General features: G+C 71.3%; 22 protein-coding genes and 2 pseudogenes. 20 read left to right on the plus strand and 4 right to left on the minus strand.

Annotated features, from left to right (window positions below; translation table 11 throughout):
• Positions 1–346: 346 nt before the first annotated feature.
• Both OG580_RS23170 and cpaB read left to right on the plus strand, forming a co-directional pair.
• Positions 347–1,165, plus strand: a pseudogene (locus tag OG580_RS23170) (hypothetical protein); the annotation flags it as partial.
• A gap of 397 nt (positions 1,166–1,562) precedes the next feature.
• Positions 1,563–2,273, plus strand: coding sequence for a Flp pilus assembly protein CpaB (cpaB, locus tag OG580_RS23175; RefSeq protein ID WP_267045592.1), 711 nt, complete (start codon positions 1,563–1,565; stop codon positions 2,271–2,273).
• A gap of 12 nt (positions 2,274–2,285) precedes the next feature.
• Here the strand turns inward: cpaB and OG580_RS23180 are convergent, their stop codons facing one another.
• Positions 2,286–3,512 (minus strand): transposase, encoded by a 1,227-nt coding sequence (locus OG580_RS23180; protein WP_267045593.1) that lies wholly within the window; start codon positions 3,510–3,512, stop codon positions 2,286–2,288.
• Between the two features lie 50 nt (positions 3,513–3,562).
• Between OG580_RS23180 and OG580_RS23185 the strand changes: the two genes are divergently transcribed.
• The 12 genes and pseudogenes from OG580_RS23185 (at position 3,563) to OG580_RS23240 (ending at position 11,545) form a co-directional block, all read left to right on the plus strand.
• A complete protein-coding gene (locus OG580_RS23185) occupies positions 3,563–3,721 on the plus strand; it encodes an Arc family DNA-binding protein (protein WP_267045594.1) in 159 nt (52 codons plus the stop codon).
• 95 nt (positions 3,722–3,816) lie between these two features.
• Entirely contained in the window at positions 3,817–5,094 is a 1,278-nt protein-coding gene (locus tag OG580_RS23190; RefSeq protein WP_267045595.1) for a P-loop NTPase, read from the plus strand.
• A 3-nt stretch (positions 5,095–5,097) separates the two neighbouring features.
• The gene (locus OG580_RS23195; protein ID WP_267045596.1) at positions 5,098–5,487 is read left to right on the plus strand and encodes a TadE/TadG family type IV pilus assembly protein; all 390 of its coding nucleotides are present in this window, start codon (positions 5,098–5,100) and stop codon (positions 5,485–5,487) included.
• Positions 5,484–5,864, plus strand: coding sequence for a TadE/TadG family type IV pilus assembly protein (locus OG580_RS23200; RefSeq protein WP_267045597.1), 381 nt, complete (start codon positions 5,484–5,486; stop codon positions 5,862–5,864). The genes OG580_RS23195 and OG580_RS23200 overlap by 4 nt, the downstream gene beginning before the upstream one ends.
• 19 nt (positions 5,865–5,883) lie before the next feature.
• Entirely contained in the window at positions 5,884–7,227 is a 1,344-nt protein-coding gene (locus tag OG580_RS23205) for a CpaF family protein (RefSeq protein WP_267045598.1), read from the plus strand.
• Between the two features lie 20 nt (positions 7,228–7,247).
• Positions 7,248–8,189 (plus strand): type II secretion system F family protein, encoded by a 942-nt coding sequence (locus OG580_RS23210; RefSeq protein ID WP_267045599.1) that lies wholly within the window; start codon positions 7,248–7,250, stop codon positions 8,187–8,189.
• A gap of 14 nt (positions 8,190–8,203) precedes the next feature.
• Complete coding sequence (locus tag OG580_RS23215; protein ID WP_267045600.1) at positions 8,204–9,091, plus strand: DUF5936 domain-containing protein; 888 nt, start codon at positions 8,204–8,206, stop codon at positions 9,089–9,091.
• A 108-nt stretch (positions 9,092–9,199) separates the two neighbouring features.
• A complete protein-coding gene (locus OG580_RS23220; protein WP_323182593.1) occupies positions 9,200–9,364 on the plus strand; it encodes a LuxR C-terminal-related transcriptional regulator in 165 nt (54 codons plus the stop codon).
• A 120-nt stretch (positions 9,365–9,484) separates the two neighbouring features.
• Positions 9,485–9,685 carry a Flp family type IVb pilin gene (locus tag OG580_RS23225; protein WP_267048091.1) on the plus strand — a complete coding sequence of 67 codons (201 nt, stop codon included), beginning with the start codon at positions 9,485–9,487 and terminating at the stop codon, positions 9,683–9,685.
• Positions 9,686–9,723: 38 nt separating this feature from the next.
• Positions 9,724–10,305: pseudogene (locus OG580_RS23230) on the plus strand (pilus assembly protein TadG-related protein); the annotation flags it as partial.
• Between the two features lie 31 nt (positions 10,306–10,336).
• Positions 10,337–10,912 carry a hypothetical protein gene (locus OG580_RS23235; protein WP_267045601.1) on the plus strand — a complete coding sequence of 192 codons (576 nt, stop codon included), beginning with the start codon at positions 10,337–10,339 and terminating at the stop codon, positions 10,910–10,912.
• A 9-nt stretch (positions 10,913–10,921) separates the two neighbouring features.
• Positions 10,922–11,545: an OmpA family protein gene (locus OG580_RS23240; protein WP_267045602.1), complete on the plus strand. Its 624-nt coding sequence runs from the start codon at positions 10,922–10,924 to the stop codon at positions 11,543–11,545.
• On the opposite strand, the gene OG580_RS23245 is transcribed toward OG580_RS23240, so the two are convergent.
• Positions 11,526–12,467, minus strand: a complete 942-nt coding sequence (locus tag OG580_RS23245; RefSeq protein WP_267045603.1) for a hypothetical protein — start codon at positions 12,465–12,467, stop codon at positions 11,526–11,528. The two genes, OG580_RS23240 and OG580_RS23245, sit on opposite strands and share 20 nt — an antisense overlap.
• A 164-nt stretch (positions 12,468–12,631) precedes the next feature.
• On the opposite strand from OG580_RS23245, the gene OG580_RS23250 reads away from it, so the two are divergent.
• Together OG580_RS23250 and OG580_RS23255 are read left to right on the plus strand one after the other, a co-directional pair.
• Entirely contained in the window at positions 12,632–12,994 is a 363-nt protein-coding gene (locus OG580_RS23250) for a hypothetical protein (RefSeq protein WP_267045604.1), read from the plus strand.
• Positions 12,995–13,025: 31 nt separating this feature from the next.
• Complete coding sequence (locus OG580_RS23255; protein WP_267045605.1) at positions 13,026–14,138, plus strand: mannosyltransferase family protein; 1,113 nt, start codon at positions 13,026–13,028, stop codon at positions 14,136–14,138.
• Here OG580_RS23255 and OG580_RS23260 read toward each other — a convergent pair.
• Complete coding sequence (locus OG580_RS23260; RefSeq protein ID WP_267045606.1) at positions 14,110–14,490, minus strand: DUF192 domain-containing protein; 381 nt, start codon at positions 14,488–14,490, stop codon at positions 14,110–14,112. The genes OG580_RS23255 and OG580_RS23260 overlap by 29 nt on opposite strands.
• Positions 14,491–14,530: 40 nt before the next feature.
• Between OG580_RS23260 and OG580_RS23265 the strand changes: the two genes are divergently transcribed.
• Positions 14,531–15,268, plus strand: a complete 738-nt coding sequence (locus OG580_RS23265) for an A24 family peptidase (RefSeq protein WP_267045607.1) — start codon at positions 14,531–14,533, stop codon at positions 15,266–15,268.
• 360 nt (positions 15,269–15,628) lie between these two features.
• Here the strand turns inward: OG580_RS23265 and mgrA are convergent, their stop codons facing one another.
• Positions 15,629–16,666, minus strand: a complete 1,038-nt coding sequence (gene mgrA / locus OG580_RS23270) for an L-glyceraldehyde 3-phosphate reductase (RefSeq protein WP_267045608.1) — start codon at positions 16,664–16,666, stop codon at positions 15,629–15,631.
• A 128-nt stretch (positions 16,667–16,794) separates the two neighbouring features.
• On the opposite strand from mgrA, the gene OG580_RS23275 reads away from it, so the two are divergent.
• The 3 genes from OG580_RS23275 to OG580_RS23285 all read left to right on the plus strand — a co-directional run bounded on the left by OG580_RS23275 (position 16,795) and on the right by OG580_RS23285 (position 20,289).
• The gene (locus OG580_RS23275) at positions 16,795–17,556 is read left to right on the plus strand and encodes an isoprenyl transferase (RefSeq protein ID WP_267045609.1); all 762 of its coding nucleotides are present in this window, start codon (positions 16,795–16,797) and stop codon (positions 17,554–17,556) included.
• A gap of 305 nt (positions 17,557–17,861) precedes the next feature.
• Complete coding sequence (locus OG580_RS23280; protein ID WP_267045610.1) at positions 17,862–19,187, plus strand: PhoH family protein; 1,326 nt, start codon at positions 17,862–17,864, stop codon at positions 19,185–19,187.
• A 379-nt stretch (positions 19,188–19,566) separates the two neighbouring features.
• Complete coding sequence (locus OG580_RS23285) at positions 19,567–20,289, plus strand: transglycosylase SLT domain-containing protein (RefSeq protein WP_267045611.1); 723 nt, start codon at positions 19,567–19,569, stop codon at positions 20,287–20,289.
• The last annotated feature ends 53 nt before the right edge of the window (positions 20,290–20,342 follow it).

The raw sequence follows: 20,342 nt of genomic DNA on the forward strand, positions 1-20,342 counted from the left end.
GGTGGGAGGGGCGGGGGGTTCGGTTGTCGGACCCGGCCGCCGGGTCGAGCGCCGGACTCGGCCGTCGGGTCGACCGCGTGGCCGGTCGCCGGGCCGACTTCCGGGCTGATCGCCGGGCCCGCCGCCAGGCCGACCGCCGGGCCCGCCGCCAGGCCGACCGCCGGGCTCGCCGCCGGGCCGGTCGCCGGGCTCGAAGAAATGGCGGGAGCTTGGCGGATTGTGTGTTCACCACCCCGGGGGACGTGGATAAAGTGCAGAGGCGGCGGCGCCCGCGGTGACGCCGCGAGCGCGGTAAGTGATCTGCGACCCCCGGTGCTCCGGAGGCCGGAGTGGACGGGGGTCTGACGTGTCGACAGCGATCGCGGTCACCAGCGCCGACCTGGTGCTGCCGCCGACCGACCCGCGAACACCGGACGCCGCGGTGCTCCTGCCCCCCGAGGCGCGGTCCCTCGAAGCCTCGATCGCCGACATGCAGCAGCTCCTCATGCGGTACGGGAGCGTGGTCGTCGTCTGCCCCGCCTCCGCACCCGCCGCCGTCGAGCAGCGCCTGTACGCGGTCCGCGGCCTGCTCGAAAGCGACCGGATCGCGGTGGTCAGGACCGACCTCCCGCCCCTCGGCGCGGCCGTACTCGTCCGGCAGTTACGGCAGCTGGCCTCCTGCGACTTCAGCCCCGGAGTGCTCGCCTCCGCCGCCAGACTGCTCGCCCACTACATCTACGCGGGGGCCGTACTCGGCTCGGTCTCCCGGCTCGACCGCGTACCCGTCAGCCTGTCGTCCCACCTCAAGGGGTGGCTGCCCGGGGCCCACTTCGCGGTCCTCGCCGGGCCCACGCCGCAGATCGTCCGGATCGGCGGATCCTCGGAACAGCCCCTCACCGGACCGGAGTTCGGCACTCAGCTCCTCGTCGCCCGTGGTCAGCTCCAGACCGACTGGCCCGCCACCGCCCTCGTCCCCGCGTGGCGGATCCAGGGCGCCGTCCAGGAGGCGGCGCTGCCCGAGGCGTCGCCCGGCTGGTGGGGCACCGGCAAGCTCGTCGAGTTCGCCGCGCACCTGCCCGATCTGCCCGTCCTCTACCAGCTCGTCTCCTCCGTACGGCGCGAGACCTGCCACTGGTGCGGCATGGAGCTCATCGGCGACCGCTGCGGCTTCTGCGCGGCCCCGCTGACGGTGCTCGCGGCCCCGGCGCCCGTGCCCGCGCCCCGCCGTACGACCCCGGCGCTCGACGCGGCCCACGCCCACGGCGGCGCCCACGCCCACGGCGGTGCCCACGCCCTGGGCCCGGCTCCGGCCCACGGGATCACGCGGGCCCTCGGCCCCGCACCGACGCACGCCGCGGACCTGCAGGTCGCGGGCCCTCAGGGCGCCGGACCGCACCCCGCAGGCGCTCACGCCGCAGGTCCGAACCCCACGGGCCCGCACCCCGCAGGTCCGAACCCCACGGCCCCGAACCCCGCAGCCCCCCACCCCGCAGGCCCGCTCGACCCGCGCGCCGTCCCGTGAGCGGAGCCTCGTACCGCCCCCGTCCGACCAGACCCACGTCTCCGATCGAGGAAGTCCGGCCATGAACTCCCGCCAGCGCCGCGGCGTGATCCTGTTGCTGCTCTCCGTCCTGTGCGCCCTCGGCGCCTTCGCCGGCGTCCTCACGGTCATCAGCGACGTGAACTCGAAGGTCGGCCCGGAGGTCACCGCGTACCGGCTCAAGGAGGACGTGGCTCCCTACAAGCCCCTGAGCGCCGGCCAGTTCGAGAAGATCTCCATGCCCAAGCGCTGGCTCTCCGCCACCGCCGTCACCGATCTCCGCCAGATCGAGGGCAGGATCGCCGTCACCCGGCTGAAGGCCGGCTCCCTCCTCCAGAACGACATGATCGTCCAGCGCCCGGAACTCAAGCCCGGCGAGCAGGAGATCGCGATCATGATCGACGCGGCCACCGGCGTCGCCGGAAAGATCACCGCCGGTGCCACCGTCAACATCTACGCCACCTTCGCCGGTGAGAAGAAGGGCGATCCCTCCCAGTCACGGATGATCGTTGCCGGCGCCCGCGTCCTCTCCGTCGGCAAGCTCACCCCCATCGGCGACAGCAACGGCCGCGCCGGCCGGTCCGCCGCCGAGGCCGTCCCGATCAGCTTCGCGCTCTCCACCCTCGACACCCAGCGCGTCGCGTACGCCGAGTCCTTCGCCGAGCACGTACGCCTCGCCCTCGTCGCCCCGACCACGGGCGGCGCCCCGGCCGACCAGCGCGACCGCACCTACACGCTCGACAAGGACAATTGAATCCTCCCCTCCCTAAAGGGAGGGGATTCCTGGCTCACGTTGGCTGCGGACCGGCGGTCCGGCAGCTCTTGCACGATCAGCACCAGCCGGGTTGAGACCAGCCCGGGTCAGCATCACGAGGGCGGAGTTCTTGTCCCTGGGGGACACGGCTCCACACGCGGTGCAGGTATAGGTACGTTCCGAGAGAGGTAGCGCGTGCTTGGTTCTCGCTCCGCACCGTGCGCAGTCCATGGTGGTGTGCGCGGGGTGCACGAGGCGGATGTCCCGCCCGTGTTTGCGGCCCATCTCGATCAGGGCCGTCTTGGTGGCGCCGATCGCGGCGTCCGCCGCCTTGCGTGCCATGGTCGTCTTCGCGAGAAACTTCGGCCGGAAGTCCTCGACGGCCAGGACGTCATGGTCGGTCACCACGCGCTTGGCCCACTTGCGGCCGGTGTCCTGCCGCTGTCGGGCGATCTTCTTGTGGATCTTCGCGGTCTGCCGTCCGGCTTCCCGGTAGCCCTTCGACGCGGGCCGGCCGGGCTTGGGCTTACGGCGGGCCATCATCCGCTGGTAGCCGGCCAGGCGCTGCGCAGCGTTCCTGCCGTGCTGTGCGTGGGGGAGGTCGTGGGCGTCCGAGGTGGTGGTGGCGGTTTCCCTGACGCCCCAGTCGATGCCGATCACGCGCCCGGTGGTGGGCAGAGCCTCGACGGTTGTCGCCACGACGAACGAGGCATACCAGTGGCCGAGGCTGTCGCGGTAGACGCGGACGGAGGACGGCGGCTTGGGCAGCTTGCGGGACCACACCACCGTCAGGCTGATTCCGCCTGCGAGACACAGGCGTCCGTCGTTCAGTCGGAACCCGCGCTGTGTGTAGTTCAGCGACGGAGCGGCGGTGCGCTTCTTCTTGTGCTTCGGCATCCCCGCGCGCTGGCGCTGTGGCACCAGGGCTTTGATGTCCTTCAGCGCCTTCGCGCGAGCCTTGGCGAAGTCGCGGACGGTCTGCTGTTGAGGTACCGAACTTCCCTCGCGCAGCCATGCGTTCAAGCCGCGGGCCTCGGTCAGCATCTTGTCCAGCCCGGCCGGGCCGCACGCTTCCCCGATGGCGTAGGCCTTCTTCGAGCGGGCGCAGCACTCGTTCCAGATCCACCGGCACCGCGCCCACTCCGCAAGCAGTGCGGCGCGGGCGGTCGACGACACGCGGAGCCGGTAGGTGTACCGGGCGAGCCCGGCATCCACGCCCGTTCCCCGCAGTGTCGCCATGGTGTCATTATGCCACCGTCAAGCCGTCAAGTGGCATCTACAGTGGAGTCATGGATGAAGAGAAGCGCATCACTCTCCGCCTGCCTGCCGATCTCCACGCGTGGCTGGCAGGCGAAGCAAAGTCCGCCCGCAGGTCCCTCAACTCCGAGATCATCCATCGGCTGGAGGTCGAGCGCGACGCAGCCCTGTCGGGCGGTGAATCGCCCTGACGGCGATTCACCTACTCCCGCCCTGCTCCGCAGGAGCCCGACTCCTCCCCGACCTGCAGGCCGGGGCATCTTCGGAGGAACCCGGTGATGCCGGTATGACCACCAGGATCCTGCCGGCCGTCGGGGACCCCGACGCGGCCCGGTCCGTCGTCACCCTGCTCAGCCAGCTGCCCGACGCCGAACCCGCCGCGCCCGTCACCGACTCCACCCAGCTCGTCGACACCCTCGCCCGGCTCGCCGCCGAATCCCTCGACGAGCTCCCCGAGGTCGTCCTCGTCCACGAGCGCATCGGACCCGTCCCCGCGCTCGACGTCGTCCGCGAGGTCGCCCTCCGCTTCCCGGCCGTCGGCGTCGTCCTCATCACCGCCGACGCCAGCCCCGTCCTCTTCTCCGCCGCCATGGACTCCGGCGCCCGCGGTCTGGTCACCCTCCCCCTCGGGTACGAGGAGCTCGCCAGCCGCGTCCAGGCCGCCGCCCAGTGGTCCGCCGGGGTCCGCCGTCACCTCGGCGCCGGCGCCGAACTCGCCACCGGTCCCGGCGGCACCGTCGTCACCGTCAGCGGCGCCAAGGGCGGCGTCGGCACCACCGTCACCGCCGTCCACCTCGCCCTCGCCGCCCGCGCCTCCGGCCGGACCGTCGCCCTCCTCGACCTCGACCTCCAGGGCGGCGACATCGCCTCCTACCTCGACGTCCAGTTCCGGCGCTCGGCCGCCGACCTCGCGGCGATCACCGACATCTCGCCCCGCGTCCTCCAGGACGCCGTGTACGTCCACGAGACCGGCCTCGCGCTGCTCCTCGCACCGGCGGAGGGCGAGCGCGGCGAGGAGGTCACCGACCGCGCCGCCCGCCAGATCGTCAGCGCCCTGCGCGCCCGCCACGAGGTCGTCGTCGTCGACTGCGGCTCCCAGCTCACCGGGGCCAACGCCGCCGCGATCGAGATGGCCGACACCGCGCTGCTCGTCACCACCCCGGACGTGGTCGCGGTACGGGCCGCCAAGCGCACCGTACGGATGTGGGAACGCCTCCAGGTCCGGAAGGCCGAGGAGACGATCGCCCTGGTCAACCGCCACCACCGGTCCACCGAGATCCAGCCGCCGCTCGTCCAGAAGATCACCGGCACCCGTACGGCGGGCGTCTCCGTCCCCGCCAACTTCAAGGAGCTCCAGGCCGTCGTCGACGCGGGACGGCTGCACGACCTCGACGCCAAGTCGACGGTCAAGCAGGCCCTGTGGTCCCTCGCGGGCGAACTGGGCCTGGTCCAGCCCGCCGCCGTGCCCGGGCAGCAGGGCAGGACCGGCAAGCCCGGCAAGCAGCTCGCCCGGGCCGGCGACCGCGGCTCGCTCGGGCTGCGCCGCCGCACCGGAGGACGCTGAGCCATGCGGGCGGCGTACCGGGACGACGACAGGGGGCGGGGTGACAGCGGACAGGTGGCCATCGAGTTCCTCGGCATGGTCCCGCTCATCCTGCTCACCCTGGCCCTGCTCTGGCAGGTCGTCCTGGTCGGCTACACGTACACCCTCGCCGCGAACGCGGCGGACGAGGGGGCGCGCGCGTGCGCGGTCGACGGCGACTACAGCGAAGCCGCGCTACGGCACCTGGACGGGGCGTGGAGGGGCGGCACGACGGTGGGCGGCTGCTCCCCGAGCGGCGGCATGGCGACCCTGACCGTGACGGTCCAGGTCCCCGCCATCGCCCCGGGCACCTTCGGCCTCTTCCCGGTGTCGGCCACGGCGGGCGCGATCTCGGAGGAGGGCCTCAAGCCGTGAGGATCCGTACGAGGGCCCGCGACCGGGGCCAGGCCGCCATCGAGTACCTCGGCTTCCTCCCCATCCTGCTCATCGTCGGCTTCGCCGGCCTCCAGCTCGGCATCGCCGCGTACGCGGCCCAGCAGGCGGGCACGGCGGCCCGCGCCGCCGCCCGGGCGGCGACCACCGACGAGGAGGACGCGCCCGACTACCAGGCGGCGGCCGACGCGGCCGTGAGCGGCTGGATCAACCCCGCCGCCACATCCCAGGTCAGCGACGAGGCGGTCACCGTCACGGTCACCGTACGCATCCCCCAGGTCATCCCCTTCTGGAGCTTCGACCCCGTCGTGAAGACCGCCACCATGCCCCGCACCCCGCCCACCGAGGACGACGAATGAGAAGGAGGGACGACACGTCATGAGTCTGCGTGCCCGGATCAACGCCCCCGAGGACAAGGGCGCCGGAGCAGGCAGGGAGGACGGCCATCTCGTCGCCGCCTTCCGCGCCAAGCTCCTGGAGGAGATCGACCTCACCGAGATGTCCGCGCTCGCGGCCGCCGAACGGCGCGCCCGCCTGGAGCGCGTCCTCGGCCACATCATCAGCCGCGAGGGCCCCGTGCTCTCCACCGCCGAGCGCGGCCAGCTGATCCGCCGCGTCGTCGACGAGGCGCTCGGTCTCGGCGTCCTCGAACCGCTCCTCGAAGACGCCTCGATCACCGAGATCATGGTCAACGGACCCGACCAGATCTTCATCGAGCGCGCCGGCCGCGTCGAACTCCTGCCGCTCCGCTTCGCCTCCCACGACCAGCTGATGCAGACCATCGAGCGGATCGTCTCGACGGTCAACCGTCGCGTCGACGAGTCGAACCCGATGGTCGACGCCCGGCTCCCGTCCGGCGAGCGCGTCAACGTCATCATCCCGCCGCTCTCCCTCACCGGGGCGACGCTCACCATCCGCCGCTTCCCCCGTGCGTACACGCTCCACGAGATGATCGGCCTCGGCTCGCTCGACGAGCAGATGCTGCTCCTGCTCTCCGGTCTCGTACAGGCCAAGTTCAACCTGATCGTCTCCGGCGCCACCGGCACCGGGAAGACCACCCTCCTCAACGCCCTCTCCGGGCTCGTCCCGGAGGGCGAGCGGATCATCACCATCGAGGACTCGGCGGAGCTCCAGCTCCAGCAGGCCCACGTCATCCGCCTCGAAGCCCGCCCGCCGAACATCGAGGGCCGCGGCCAGATCTCCATCCGCGACCTCGTCCGCAACTCCCTGCGCATGCGCCCTGACCGGATCATCGTGGGAGAGGTCCGCGGCGGTGAGACGCTCGACATGCTCCAGGCGATGTCCACCGGCCACGACGGCTCGCTCGCCACCGTCCACGCCAACTCCGCCGAGGACGCGCTGATGCGCCTCCAGACGCTCGCCTCGATGTCCGAGGTGAAGGTGCCCTTCGAGGCGCTCCGCGACCAGATCAACAGCGCGGTCGACGTCCTCGTCCAGCTGACCCGGCACCCGGACGGCACCCGTCGGATCACCGAGATCGCCGTCCTCGCCTCCCACGGGCGCGAGCGGTTCCTCCTCGCCACGATCTGCCGCTTCCAGGCGCAGCCGGTCGCCGCCGACGGCCGGGTGTACGGGCAGTTCACGTACCACCCGCTGCCCCGGCGGGTCGCGGAGCGGCTCTACATGGCAGGTCAGCCGATCCCGCAGGCCTTCGGCGTGGCCGCGACCGACGCCGGACTCGCCACCCGAGAAGCGAACTAGAAGCAGAGGTGCAGAGGTCCATGACCGATCCCGTGTGGCTGACGCTCGGCGTGGCGCTGCTCTGCTGCGTCCTCGCCGTGACGGGCCTCCAGGTGTACGCGAGCGGGGCCCGCCGCCACGCGGCGCTGATCGCCCGGCTCGACGAGACGGGTGAGCCCGAGACCACCGGCCGACGCAGACGTCACTTCCGCGGCATCGACCGGCGCGTCCGCCGGACGTCCCTCGGCCGGAAGCTGGAACTGCGCATCGCGGCGACCGGACTCGACGTCACCCCGGGCGAGTTCACCGTCGCCCTCGCGGCGACCGTGGCCGTCCTGTGGGCGGTGGGGCAGTCGGCGCTCTCCCCGTTCTTCGGCCCGATCTGCGGACTCCTCGGCGTGTGGGTGGCGTTGGGGTTCCTCGGCTGGCAGCGCCAGAAGCGCATCGAGAAGTTCATCAACCAACTCCCCGAACTCTCCCGCATCCTGGCCAACGCCACGCAGGCCGGACTCGCCCTGCGCATGGCGCTGAGCCTCGCCGCCGACGAGCTGGAGTCCCCGGCCGGAGACGAACTGGAGAAGGTGGCGCAGCAGCTGGCCGTCGGCACCTCCCTCGACGACGCGCTCGGAGAGCTCGCCGAACGCCTCCCCTCCCGCGAACTCGTCGTCCTCGTCACCACCCTCGTCCTCGCCAACCGGGCGGGCGGCACCGTCGTCTCCTCCCTCCGGAACCTCACCGAGACCCTGGAGGAACGCAAGGAGACCCGGCGCGAGGTCCGCACCCAGCTCTCCCAGGTGAGCATGACCGCGTACGCCGTCCCCGTCATCGGCGTCGGCTCCCTCCTGCTCATCGACAACATGCAGCCCGGCGCCCTCGACCGCATGACCAGCTCGACCATCGGACAGTTCGCGGTGGTCGCCGCCTGCGCCCTGTACGTGGTCGGCTTCGCCGCCATCCGCCGCTTCTCCAAGATCGACGTATAGGACGGCGCTGCGCCATGGACCTCCTCCTCGCACTCCTCGCCGGCCTCGCCGTCGCCGGCATCGCCTACGGCCTGCGCCTCTACCGGGCCGACGCCCGCCTCCCCGACGACCTCAAGCTGGCCCTGGAGGTCGGCGCCACCCGTACCGGCGCCGTCGACTCCGCCGTCGACCGGCTCGGTATGCGGTGGTCACCCGCCGTCCTGCGCCTCATGGGCCCCAAGCGGGTCAACGCCGTACGCCGCCGCATCGACCTCGCCGGAAACCCCGGCGGACTCACCATCGACCGGTACGGGGCGAGGCGGGCCGTCTACGGCTTCCTCGGTGTCCTCGGCGGCCTGCTCATGCTGGGCAAGGGCTCGGTCCTCGTCGCGCTGCTCCTCTTCGCGTTCGGCGCGTTCTGGACGGAGGTCGGCATCTGGTCGGCCGTCCGCATCCGCAAGGACCAGATCGAACGCACCCTCCCCGACTTCCTCGACGTCCTGGCCGTCGTCGTCTCGGCCGGCCTCGGCTTCCGCCAGGCCCTGGAACGGGTCGCGGAGCAGTACGCGGGCCCCTGGTCCGACGAGCTCCGCATCACCCTGCGCCAGATGGACATGGGCGTCAGCCGCCGCCAGGCCTTCGACGAACTGCGCCGCCGCAACGACTCCGAGCAGGTGGCCCAGTTCGTCACGGCGCTCCAGCAGGGCGAGGAGCTGGGCGCCCCGATCGTGGACACGCTCATCCAGATCGCCAACGACATGCGGCGAACGGACGCCCAGAACGCCCGCCGCAAGGCCGCCAAGGCGGTCCCGAAGGCCACCATGGTCATCACGACGCTGATGGTCCCGGCGACGATGATCCTCCTCGGTGCGGGCCTCTTCCTGGGCACGGGCACCGACTTCGGCTCGGTCACGGGGGAGTAGACCCCGGTGGCGGCAACTGTCTCAATCTCACCGCAGGTTGACGATCCCGCTTCGCGCGCGCAACCGCATGTGACAGAGTGCGGACTGGGTGTGAGAGAGGTGGGAGTGATGGACCTGAGCGCCGCTGGCCTGAACGACCGGCAGATTGCCGCGACTTGCTCCATCACCGAGAAGACGGTCACGGGTCACGTCGACCGCGTCTTCGCCCAACTCCACCCCACCACGCGCGCCGAGGCCATAGCCTCCTGGCTGGGCACCAGGCCGACCCGATGACCGGCACCCACAGACGGCCCTCCGGGCCCTGTGAGCCGACACGACCACCGGCCTACCGTGCCGGTGCGCAGGCGTCTGAACGCGGAGGGGACGACGATGAACGACGCGATGCTGAAGGCCATGACCAAGGCCAAGGTACGGGCATGGAGTTGGACGGCAAGGTCTTCGAGGGACCGCGGGCAGACGGCGGTGGAGTACCTGGGGATCATCGTGGTGGTGGTGGCGATCGTGGTGGCGATCACGGGTACGGATATCGGTCAGTCGATCAAGAATGCGATCGCTCAGAAGATCACCGAACTCACCGGAGGCGGTGGCGAGTAGGCGCTCATCGTCGTTGGGGAGACGAGGGGCAGGCTTTTCCCATCTATGTCGCCATCGTGGCGGGCCTCTTGTTTCTAGCCTTCGCCTACTTTGCGGTGGGGCAGGCCGCATTCACTCGGAACAGCGCACAGACGGCGGCGGATGCAGCGGCTCTAGCGGCTGCGCAGGATGCGCGGGAGCAGCTGCGAGAGGACTGGCTCGAAGTGATCCTCGACCCTGAACAGTGGGATGGATTCCTTCAAGGTGCAGCCTACGTCGACCTGTCCCCGTGTCTGCAGGCCGGCGAGTTCGCGTCCCGGAACCAGGCAGTGCTCGCGGGGGGCGGCTGTGAGCGTCTCGACTCGTGGGGTTTCCGTGTGACGGTGCGTACGAATGGCACGGAGTCGCATCCTGCGACGGCGTCTGCTTCAGCAGTGATCGAACCGCTCTGTCAGTTCAAAGGGCAGGAGCCCACCTCGGAGCCGCCCCCACCTACGCCGACGCCATCCGGCGAGGGTGAAGAGGAGGAAGAGAGCCCGATCGTGGGGCTCATGTGCGACGGGGGCGCCTGGGAGATTGACCCGGAGAACCCGACCTTGCCCGACGCCGTCGACCTTTTTGCGGTCCGACTGTCCGAATGACCTGCGACGACGAGTAAAGGAAGCGCGCTCCATGAACGTTCATCAGGCACGCAGGGGGTTGGCCTCCCTCGTGGTCGCGGCAATGGGTCTCCTCGCGGTCGGCTGCGCAGCAGAGGAGAAGCCCAAGACGGACAAGCCGGCTGCCACGACCACGGTTGCCCCTCAGGAGACACAAGGCACTCAGGAGCAGCCAGCTGCGGAGGAGCCCACGGAGACGTTGGCGACCCTCAAGGGGCAGAAGGGTCTGGAGCTCGTGATCAACTCGGTGGAGCGAGATGCGGGCGGATTCATTACCGTCAAGGGTCGTCTCAGGAACACGTCCGAAACGGCCAGCATCATCCCCGCGCAGATGAGTGGCAATGAGACCGAGGTCGTAAAGCACGGCAACTCGCTGGGAGGTGCAGCGCTGGTCGACTCCGTCGGCAAGAAGCGGTACTACGTCCTACGGGACACGGACGGTCGACCGCTCACCACCTCCGCGCTCGACAGCCTCGGGCCCGGCAAGTCGACCGCCGTCTTCATGCAATTCCCCGCCCCCCCCACCTCCACCACCGAGGTCTCCTTCCAGCTCCCCACCTTCGAACCCGCCACCCTCAAACTCTCCTGAGGCGACGCCATGACGACGACGAACCGCCGCCTGGCCGCCCTGGCCCTCGTCTCCGTGGCCATGTGGCCGCTCACCGTGCCCACCGCGCACGCCGACGACCCGCCCGGCTCCGCCGGCTCCGCATCCCCGCCCCCCGCCATCGACGCCAACGCGCCCGGCCTCATGCTTCCGGACGGGGCCACCCTCGCGCCCGCGAAGGTCCTCGACATCAAGCAGATCGTCGAGGAGGAGGGCGGCGAGCAGCGGCGGCAGGACACCAACGTGGACGTGACGTTCGCGCTCCAGGCCGAGGTGCTGTTCCCGAAGAACAGCGCCAAGCTGAGCCCCGCTGCCACCTCCCGCATCGCCGCCATCGCCGCCGAGGTCAACAAGCTCGGTTCCGGACGGGTCCGGGTCTTCGGGTTCACCGACAACCTCGGGACGTACGAGCACGGGCTCAAGCTCTCGAAGGAGCGCGCCGTCGCCGTGCAGCAGGTCCTCGCCCGGGGGCTCGACCCCGGTACGGCCTTCGACATCCGGGGCTACAGCGAGGACTACCCGATCGCGGACAACGCCACCGAGGAGGGCCGGAAGAAGAACCGGCGCGTCGAGGTGTCCTTCCCCCGGACGACGGTCATCCCGCCCTCGCCCTGACCTGCAGGGCCAGGGCCGCCCGGATCGTCGCGATCACGTGATCCGGGCGGGCGAAGACGTCCCGGGCCGTGAAGCGGAGGACGCGGCGGACCTCCGGGCAGGACTGGAGCGCGTTGAAGCGGGTGACGTCCCGTTCGTGGGCCCGGCGCGTGCCGTGGAAGGCATAGCCCTCCACCTCCACCGCCAGGCCCGCCTCGCGGAAGAGGAAGTCGGGGCGCAGCGTCCGGCCCTCCGCCGTCCGGAGCGGCGGCTGCGACTCGGGGAACAGGCCGGCGTCCCGCATCCGGAGCCGGGCCACCGACTCCGCCGGGGAGCCCGAGGCCGCCTCGGTCAGCGGTAGCCAGGCCCGGGCCCGGGGCGCGCCGGGCCGGGGCGCGGCGAGTTCGGCGGCCAGTTCCTCGTACCGGACGAGGGCCTCGCGCCGTACGCCCCCGACCGCTCTCCGCGCCAGCGCCGAGTCCGCCGCCACGACCGCCTCCTCCCGGCTGCCGCAGCTCCGTATGAGGTCGCCGACCGTCCGCGCCGGGGTGGTCACCCGCAGCCCTCGTCGTACGGACCGGTCCCCGTCCGTGAGGGAGGACGTGGAGCGGATCCGTATCAGGGCGTCGTGTGTCGAACGGGACGTCGCCGGCGCCGTGAAGTCGAGGAACCCCTCGTCGACGGCCCCGCCCAGGAGCTCGATGCGGTGCAGCCGCGCCGCCGTCCCGTGGCTGCAGACCAGCTCCGGGCGCAGGAACTGCAGCGCCGTCGCCCGCACCCGCCAGTCCACGTCCTTCCCCGGGGCCGCCCACGCGCCCCGGCAGATCCCCTGCCAGCCGTCCCGGCGCAGGCAGCCCGCCAGCCGGCCCCGGGACCAGCCCGCCGCGACCGCCCAGACCGTCAGGAGTACCCCGCCCCTCGCGAGGATCGCCAACTCGTACATACGCCCAACGATCCACGGAAGAGGGACAGTTCGCACCCCCTGTGGAAAACCTGGCGAAAGTCGGCGTCAGGAAAGTGCAAAAGTGACGGGACGTCTGCGCCGGCGAGGAGCATTCTGGAGCGGAGTACCCGACACCGCAGGGACCGTTTCGAAGTGGGCTGCTGATGACGTCGACGCCGAGTGTCCAGCTGGTCAGTGATCTCGTCACCCGGATTCCCGAGTTCCGGGGCGTGTACGAGACCCATGTCTTCACCCAGGGCGGTGTCCTGCCGCACGTCTTCTTCTGGGACGTCGTCCAGGGCACCGTCCGCTCCTTCCTCGGCGAGGACCCGTCCGCCGCCGACTGGCGCCGCACGCTCGACTTCCTGGAGGAGCAGTGCTGTCGTGGAGTCATCGGCATCGACGAGGTCATCATCACCTCGTTCCTCGGTGACCTGCCCTCCCCGCAGGAGCCCGGCCACGCCATCGTCCACCAGCTCGGTCCCGTCCTGTCCGCGAAGTTCGTCCGCATAAGGCCCCTCGGGTGAGGGGGGTGGGGGCGCCGGGATAATCGAGCGCATGCCCCCGCCCCGCCGCCCCCTCAGCCTCACGCGCCCCACCCTCACCGCCCTCGGCGGTTACGCCGCCACCCGCCTCATCGGCCTCGCCGTCCTCGCGATCGCCGCCGCCGCGACCGGCAAGGACGGGCTGCACCGGCTCAAGGGACGCTGGGACTCCGTCTGGTACGTCCGCGTCGCCGAGCACGGTTACGGGTACGAGGTCACCCTGCCGAACGGCGACGTCCACTCCGACCTGGCCTTCTTCCCGCTCCTCCCGGCCCTGGAGCGGGGCCTGGCGACCGTCCTCCCCGTCGACGCGGCGACCGCCGGGCTGCTCGTCTCCTGGACCGCCGCGCTCGCCGCCGCCTGGGGCATCTACCGGTGCGGCGCCCATGTCGCGGGGGAGCGCGCGGGCGTGCTGCTCGCGGTCCTCTGGGGCGTGTACCCGACCGCGTTCGTCCAGTCGATGGCGTACACGGAGACGCTGTTCACCGCCCTCGCCGCCTGGTCGCTGTACGCCGTCCTGCGCGGGCGGTGGATCCTCGCCGGTCTCCTGTGCGCCGTCGCCGGGCTCACCCGGCCGACGGCCGCCGCGCTGATCGCCGCCCTCGGGATCACGGCCCTCGTGACGCTCGTACGGGATCGGAGGCTGCCCCTGCGGACGGTGGCCGGGGTGCTGCTCGCACCGCTGGGCTGGCTCGCGTACGTCGCCTACGTCGGGGTCCGCGAGGGCGGCCCGACCGCCTACTTCGACGTCCAGGCCGCCTGGGGCAACTCCATCGACGGCGGCGTCGCCCTCGCCCGGTTCATCCTGGGCCTGCCCTGGCCCGCCGCCCTCGGGCTGTGCGCGGCGCTCGCGCTCCTCGGCTGGCTCGTCGCCCTCTGCGTACGGCAGAAGCAGCCGCTGCCCCTGCTCGTCTACACGATCGGCGTCGTCTTCGTCTCCCTCGTCGGCGCCGCCTACTTCGGCTCCCGGCCGCGCCTGATGATGCCCGCCTTCGGTCTGCTCCTGCCGCCCGCCGTGGCCCTCGCGCGCCTGCGCACGCGTGCCGCCGTGCCGGTCCTCGCGGGACTCGCGCTCGCCTCCGCCGTGTACGGGGCGTTCACCCTGCTCGGCTCGGGCCCGCCGTGACGTCCGGACGCACGTCCACCCGGACACCCCGCCGCAGCCCCCACCCCGCCATCGCGCCCGCCTCCGCCTCCAGGACGTGCCGGCCGCGCGGCCTGACCATGCCGAGGCGCCCCGGCCGCATCGTCACCACGGACAGGACCCGGAGCTCGCGGTCCAGGTAGGCCACGTCGATCGCGAACCGCATGCCGAAGGTGTGCACGCTGTTCGTCGGGGTGATCAGCATCGCCCCCGCGATCCCGTCCCGGCCGAGCAGCCCCCGCCGCCGCGCCCGGTACGACGCCGCCACCTCCAGGGGCACGACGACCCCGTCCGGCAGCGCCACCGTCCCCGTCCCGTCCACCCATTTCCCCATGCGCCAGACCGTAGCGGTACGGCCCTCTAGGGTCGGGTCCGTGTACGCCACGCTGATCACCGTCGCCGCTCTGTGGGGGGCCGTCGCCGGACTGCTCGTACCGCGCGCCGCGTACCGGCTCTCCGTGCCGGCCGAGGAGCCGTGGCGGGACCTCTGCCCCGTCGGGCACCCCCTCGCGGGCCCCGCGCGCGGCTGGGTCGGCGGGCCCGGGCGGCAGGCCTGCGCGACCACCCCCACCCCGCTCGCCGCACCGCTGCTCACCGCCCTGACCTGCGCCGCGCTCGCCGCCGCGACCGGCGGGCCCCGGCCCGAGCTGGCGGTCTGGCTGCTCGGCGCACCCTTCGCCGTCCTCCTGGCCTGCGTCGACGCCCGCGTCCACCGGCTGCCGGACGGGCTCACCCTGCCGCTCGCCGTCGGCGTCCCGCTGCTCCTCGGCGGCGCCGAGCTCCTGCCGTACGACGCGGGCTCCTGGATCCACGCGCTGCTCGGCGCGCTCGCGCTCGGCGGGTCCTATCTGGTCCTGTTCCTGGTCAACCCGGCCGGTCTCGGCTTCGGCGACGTCAAGCTGGCGCTCCCGCTGGGCGCCGCCCTCGGCTGGTACGGCTGGGGAATCCTCTTCACCGGGGCCTTCGCGGGCTTCCTCCTCGGCGCGGTGTACGGCCTCGGGCTCGTCCTGCTGCGCCGCGCGGGCCGCTCCTCGGCGATCCCCTTCGGACCGTTCATGCTGGCCGGAGCCCTGATCGGGCTTCTCCTGGGCGCGTTCTCCGCACTCCCCTGAAGCGCCCCCTGAAGCGCCCCCGCAAGCGCCCCCGCATCACCCCGGGCCCGGATCGGCGGCCTCCGTACGTCAACGCCGCGCCTCGGCCGGCAGGTCCCCCTTGGGAGGGACGGAACTCCGCCGCCACGCCGGGGCACAAACCCGCCACAGGGCCCTCCACCCCTTGTCCCGTCAGGGATCCCATGGATTCAGGGGGGTCCGTTCCCTGCACGTGGCGCGCAACACGACTAACGAAGGGTTATGGTGGAAACCCCCCCTCGGGCCGGTCCGTATCCCCCCCCCCACGGACCGGCCCGTTTTTTCTTTCCGGGTTTCCCTCCGGGTACTTTCCGGGCCGCTGTGCGATCCGGAAAGCAGGCGTCAGCCCCGACCGGCCCAGATGTTCACGCCCTCCGTGTCGACGGCGAACGAGTCGATCTCCTTGAGCTCCTGGTCGGTCAGCGGAGCGCCCGCGAGCGCGGCCACGTTCTCCTCCAGCTGGGCGACGCTGGACGCGCCGATCAGCGCCGACGTCATCCGCTCGTCGCGCAGCACCCACGACAGCGCCAGCTGCGCCAGCGACTGCCCGCGCCGCTCCGCGATGCCCGCGAGGCCGCGCAGGCGACGCAGGACCTCGTCGGAGAGCAGGTTCGGGTCGAGGGACTTGCCCTGGGTGGCCCGCGAGCCCTCCGGGATGCCCTTCAGGTACTTGTTGGTGAGCAGCCCCTGCGCCAGCGGCACGAAGGAGATGCAGCCCATGCCGGCCGCCTCCAGCGTGTCGAGGAGGCCGTCGTCCTCCGTCCAGCGGTTGATCATGGAGTACGAGGGCTGGTGGATCAGGGCCGGGACGCCCATCTCGCGCAGGATCCGGGCCGCCTCGGCGGTCTGCTCCGCGGTGTACGAGGAGACGCCGACGTACAGCGCCTTGCCCTGCTGCACGGCGGAGGCCAGGGCCCCCATCGTCTCCTCCAGCGGGGTGTCCGGGTCGAAGCGGTGCGAGTAGAAGATGTCGACGTAGTCGAGGCCCATCCGCTTGAGGGAGGCGTCGAGCGAGGACATCAGGTACTTGCGGGAGCCCCACTCGCCGTACGGGCCGGGGTGCATCTCGTAGCCGGCCTTGGTGGAGACGATCAGCTCGTCCCGGTAGGGCGCGAAGTCCTGGGCGAAGAGCTTGCCGAAGTTCAGCTCGGCGGAGCCGGGCGGCGGCCCGTAGTTGTTCGCCAGGTCGAAGTGGGTGACGCCGAGGTCGAAGGCGCGGCGCAGGATCGCGCGCTGCGAGTCGAGCGCGCGGTCGTCGCCGAAGTTGTGCCACAGGCCGAGGGAGACCGCCGGGAGCTTGAGGCCGCTGCGGCCCGAGCGGCGGTACTCCATGGCGTCATAGCGGTCCGCGGAGGCGCGGTACAGGGGGGAATCAGTCACGTATCTCTGCTTATCACGGACTTGTGACAGTCCCGGGCTGGGAGCCTGTCGCCCGTGCGCAGTAGTGTGGCGGCTTGCGGACCGCCGCTGCCGGGCGGACCCGCCGCTGCATGGAGAGGTAAAGAACAGTGAACCTGCGCGACCTGGTGTACGGGCTCTACGCACGCCGGGTGGAAGGCCGCCTCGACCATGCCCAGGTGCCCAAGCACATCGGTGTCATCCTCGACGGGAACCGGCGCTGGGCGAAGGCGTCCGGCGGGACCCCCGAGCAGGGGCACAAGGCGGGCGCGGACAAGATCCAGGAGCTGCTCGGCTGGTGCGCCGAGACCGACGTCGAGGTCGTCACGCTCTGGATGCTCTCCACGGACAACCTGAACCGGCCCGAGGAACAGCTCGTCCCGCTGCTCGGCATCATCGAGAACGCCGTGCGCGCGCTCGCCGCCGACGGCCGCTGGCGGGTCAACCACGTCGGCACGATGGACCTGCTGCCCGACCGTACGCAGTCCGTGCTGAAGGAGGCCGAGCAGTCCACCCGCGCCAACACGGGGATACTCGTGAACGTGGCGGTGGGCTACGGCGGCCGGCAGGAGATCGCGGACGCGGTCCGCTCGCTGCTCCTGGAGCACGCGGAGCGGGGGACGAGCTTCGAGGAGCTCGCCGAGATCGTCGACGTCGAGCACATCTCGGAGCACCTGTACACGCGCGGCCAGCCCGACCCGGACCTGGTGATCCGTACGAGCGGCGAGCAGCGGCTGTCCGGATTCATGCTGTGGCAGAGCGCCCATTCCGAGTACTACTTCTGCGAGGTCCACTGGCCGGCCTTCCGCAAGGTCGACTTCCTGCGGGCGCTGCGCGACTACGCGGCGCGGCACCGGCGCTACGGCACCTGACGGACCCCGGCGCTCCGCCGGGAGCGCCTGACGGAACCGATCATCTCGTGTTCATGAACACGTCGTCATATGCCATGGCATGGCAAGCGGTGTTCGAGGGCATATCCCTGGTGAAGTGAGCGGCACGGAGACCGCCACCCGGGAGGCCCCTTGCACCAGGACGACCGTGCGGGACACGTACGGGAGAAGCGGAGGGCCGTGGTTCGGCCCGTGCATCGCGGCCTGAGCCCGGTCCCATTCCGTAGCGACACCGGTTCCGTCGCGCCCCGACCTCACAGGGGTCTTCAGAGGGGGTCTGTCCTTCCGTGGTGACCAGCACGAAGCGCCGACTTAACGACCGGCGCACCTATGTTCTCGACACCAGCGTCCTGCTGGCCGACCCCAACGCGATGTCCCGGTTCGACGAGCACGAAGTCGTGCTCCCGATCGTCGTGGTCACCGAGTTGGAGGCCAAGCGGCATCACCCCGAGCTCGGCTACTTCGCCCGGCAGGCCCTGCGCCTGCTGGACGACTTCCGGGTCACGTACGGACGCCTCGACGCCCCGCTCCCCATCGGGGAGCTCGGCGGCACCCTGCGTGTCGAACTCAACCATTCCGACCCCGGCGTACTGCCCGCCGGCTACAGGTTGGGGGACAACGACTCACGGATCCTCGCGGTCGCGCGCAACCTCCAGGCGGAGGGGTACGACGTCACGGTCGTCTCCAAGGACCTGCCGCTGCGCATCAAGGCCTCCTCGGTCGGTCTCCTGGCGGAGGAGTACCGCGCCGAGCTGGCCATCACGGACGCCAACGGCTGGACCGGGATGTCCGAACTGGCGCTCTCCGGGGAGCAGGTCGACCTGCTCTACGACCAGGACTCGCTGTACGTGCCGGAGGCCGCCGCGCTCCCGGTCCACACGGGCCTGGTGCTCCAGTCCGAGCGGGGCAAGGCGCTCGGCCGGGTCACCTCCGAGGGCAACGTCCGGCTGGTCCGCGGCGACCGGGAGGCCTTCGGGCTCCGCGGCCGCAGCGCCGAGCAGCGGATCGCGCTCGATCTGCTGCTCGATCCGGACGTCGGCATCATCTCGATGGGCGGCCGGGCCGGTACGGGCAAGTCCGCGCTGGCGCTCTGCGCGGGCCTGGAGGCGGTCCTGGAGCGCCGGCAGCACCAGAAGGTGATGGTCTTCCGTCCGCTGTACGCGGTCGGCGGCCAGGAGCTCGGCTACCTGCCGGGCAGCGAGGCGGAGAAGATGAGCCCCTGGGCTCAGGCGGTCTTCGACACGCTGTCCTCGGTCGCGAGCCGCGAGGTCATCGAGGAGGTGCTCGGGCGCGGGATGCTGGAGGTCCTGCCGCTCACCCACATCCGGGGCCGCTCCCTCCATGACGCCTTCGTCATCGTGGACGAGGCCCAGTCCCTGGAGCGGAACGTCCTGTTGACCGTTCTGTCCCGGATCGGGGCGAATTCACGGGTCGTGCTGACCCATGACGTCGCCCAGCGCGACAACCTCCGGGTCGGCCGGTACGACGGAGTCGTCGCCGTGGTCGAGAAGCTGAAGGGGCATCCGCTCTTCGCCCATGTCACCCTCACCCGCTCCGAGCGCTCCCAGATTGCCGCGCTCGTGACGGAGATGCTGGAGGACGGTCAGATCTGACCCGATTGGTACGGGTCTGCACCCGTACGGCAGTTGGCGCCGCCCGGCGAAGCGCAGGAGCTTAGCCGGGCGGCGCCCTGCTGTCCGCCGTATCTTCCAAAACACCTGTGACTGCAGAGGTGTGAGCTTTCACACGTAGGACGGAATTGCCTTGCGGTATCGCCGTCCGGCAAAGTCTTGCTTCCGTCAGGCCCCGCATACGGCACACGTGCACCCTCAGGGGTGCGCAACCCACGCACAACTCAACAGCCGTCAGCCGTATGCCGCCCACAGCACCACGGGCCCGTGTCTTCAGTGACCCAGTACGTCGGAGACCAGCGCCAGGGGCACGATTTCGCCCGCGTGGTCACCTATGCGGGCGATGCTGGAAGGAAACCGTGTGAGCCGGATCTCGGTCCGGGGATTCGCGGTGGCTTCGGCCACTGCGGTCACCACCGTCGGCGCCGTCGTCGGCGTTGCCTCAGGCAACGCCGTCCAGGCTTCGGATGACAACTTCGAGGCCACCGCGGCGGACACCACGCTGCTCGCGGACATCCCCGCGGGCGAGCAGGCCCAGGTACAGGTCTCCTCGCTCGTGGAGCAGGCCGACGTCCAGGCCGCCGCCGCGGACGCCACCCTGCGCAAGACCGCGGAGGAGAACGCCCGCTACCGCGCCGCCAAGGACGCCGAGGCCAAGAAGGAAGCGGCCGACAAGGCCGCCGCCGAGGCCAAGGCCGAGGAGGAGCGCAAGGAGCGCGAGAAGGAAGAGGCCGAGCGCGCCAGCCGGTCCTCCGTGCGCGACGCCTCCACCTTCTCCGCCCAGGGGTCGTACAGCATCTCCGACGTCAAGGCGATCGCCCGCCAGATGGTGCCGTCCTCGCAGTTCCAGTGCTTCAGCACGATCGTGGACCACGAGTCCGGCTGGAACTACCGCGCGGTCAACCAGTCTTCGGGCGCCTACGGCCTCATGCAGGCCCTGCCCGGCTACAAGATGAGCTCGGCCGGCGCCGACTGGCAGACCAACCCCGCCACCCAGATCAAGTGGGGCCTCAGCTACATGAACGAGCGCTACGGCAGCCCCTGCGACGCCTGGTCGTTCTGGCAGGCCAACCGCTGGTACTAGTACCGGCGTGCTCAACCTCCGGGAGCCCCTCACCGTCCTACGGTGGGGGGCTC

Source organism: Streptomyces sp. NBC_00094, from assembly GCF_026343125.1.
Taxonomy (GTDB): domain Bacteria; phylum Actinomycetota; class Actinomycetes; order Streptomycetales; family Streptomycetaceae; genus Streptomyces.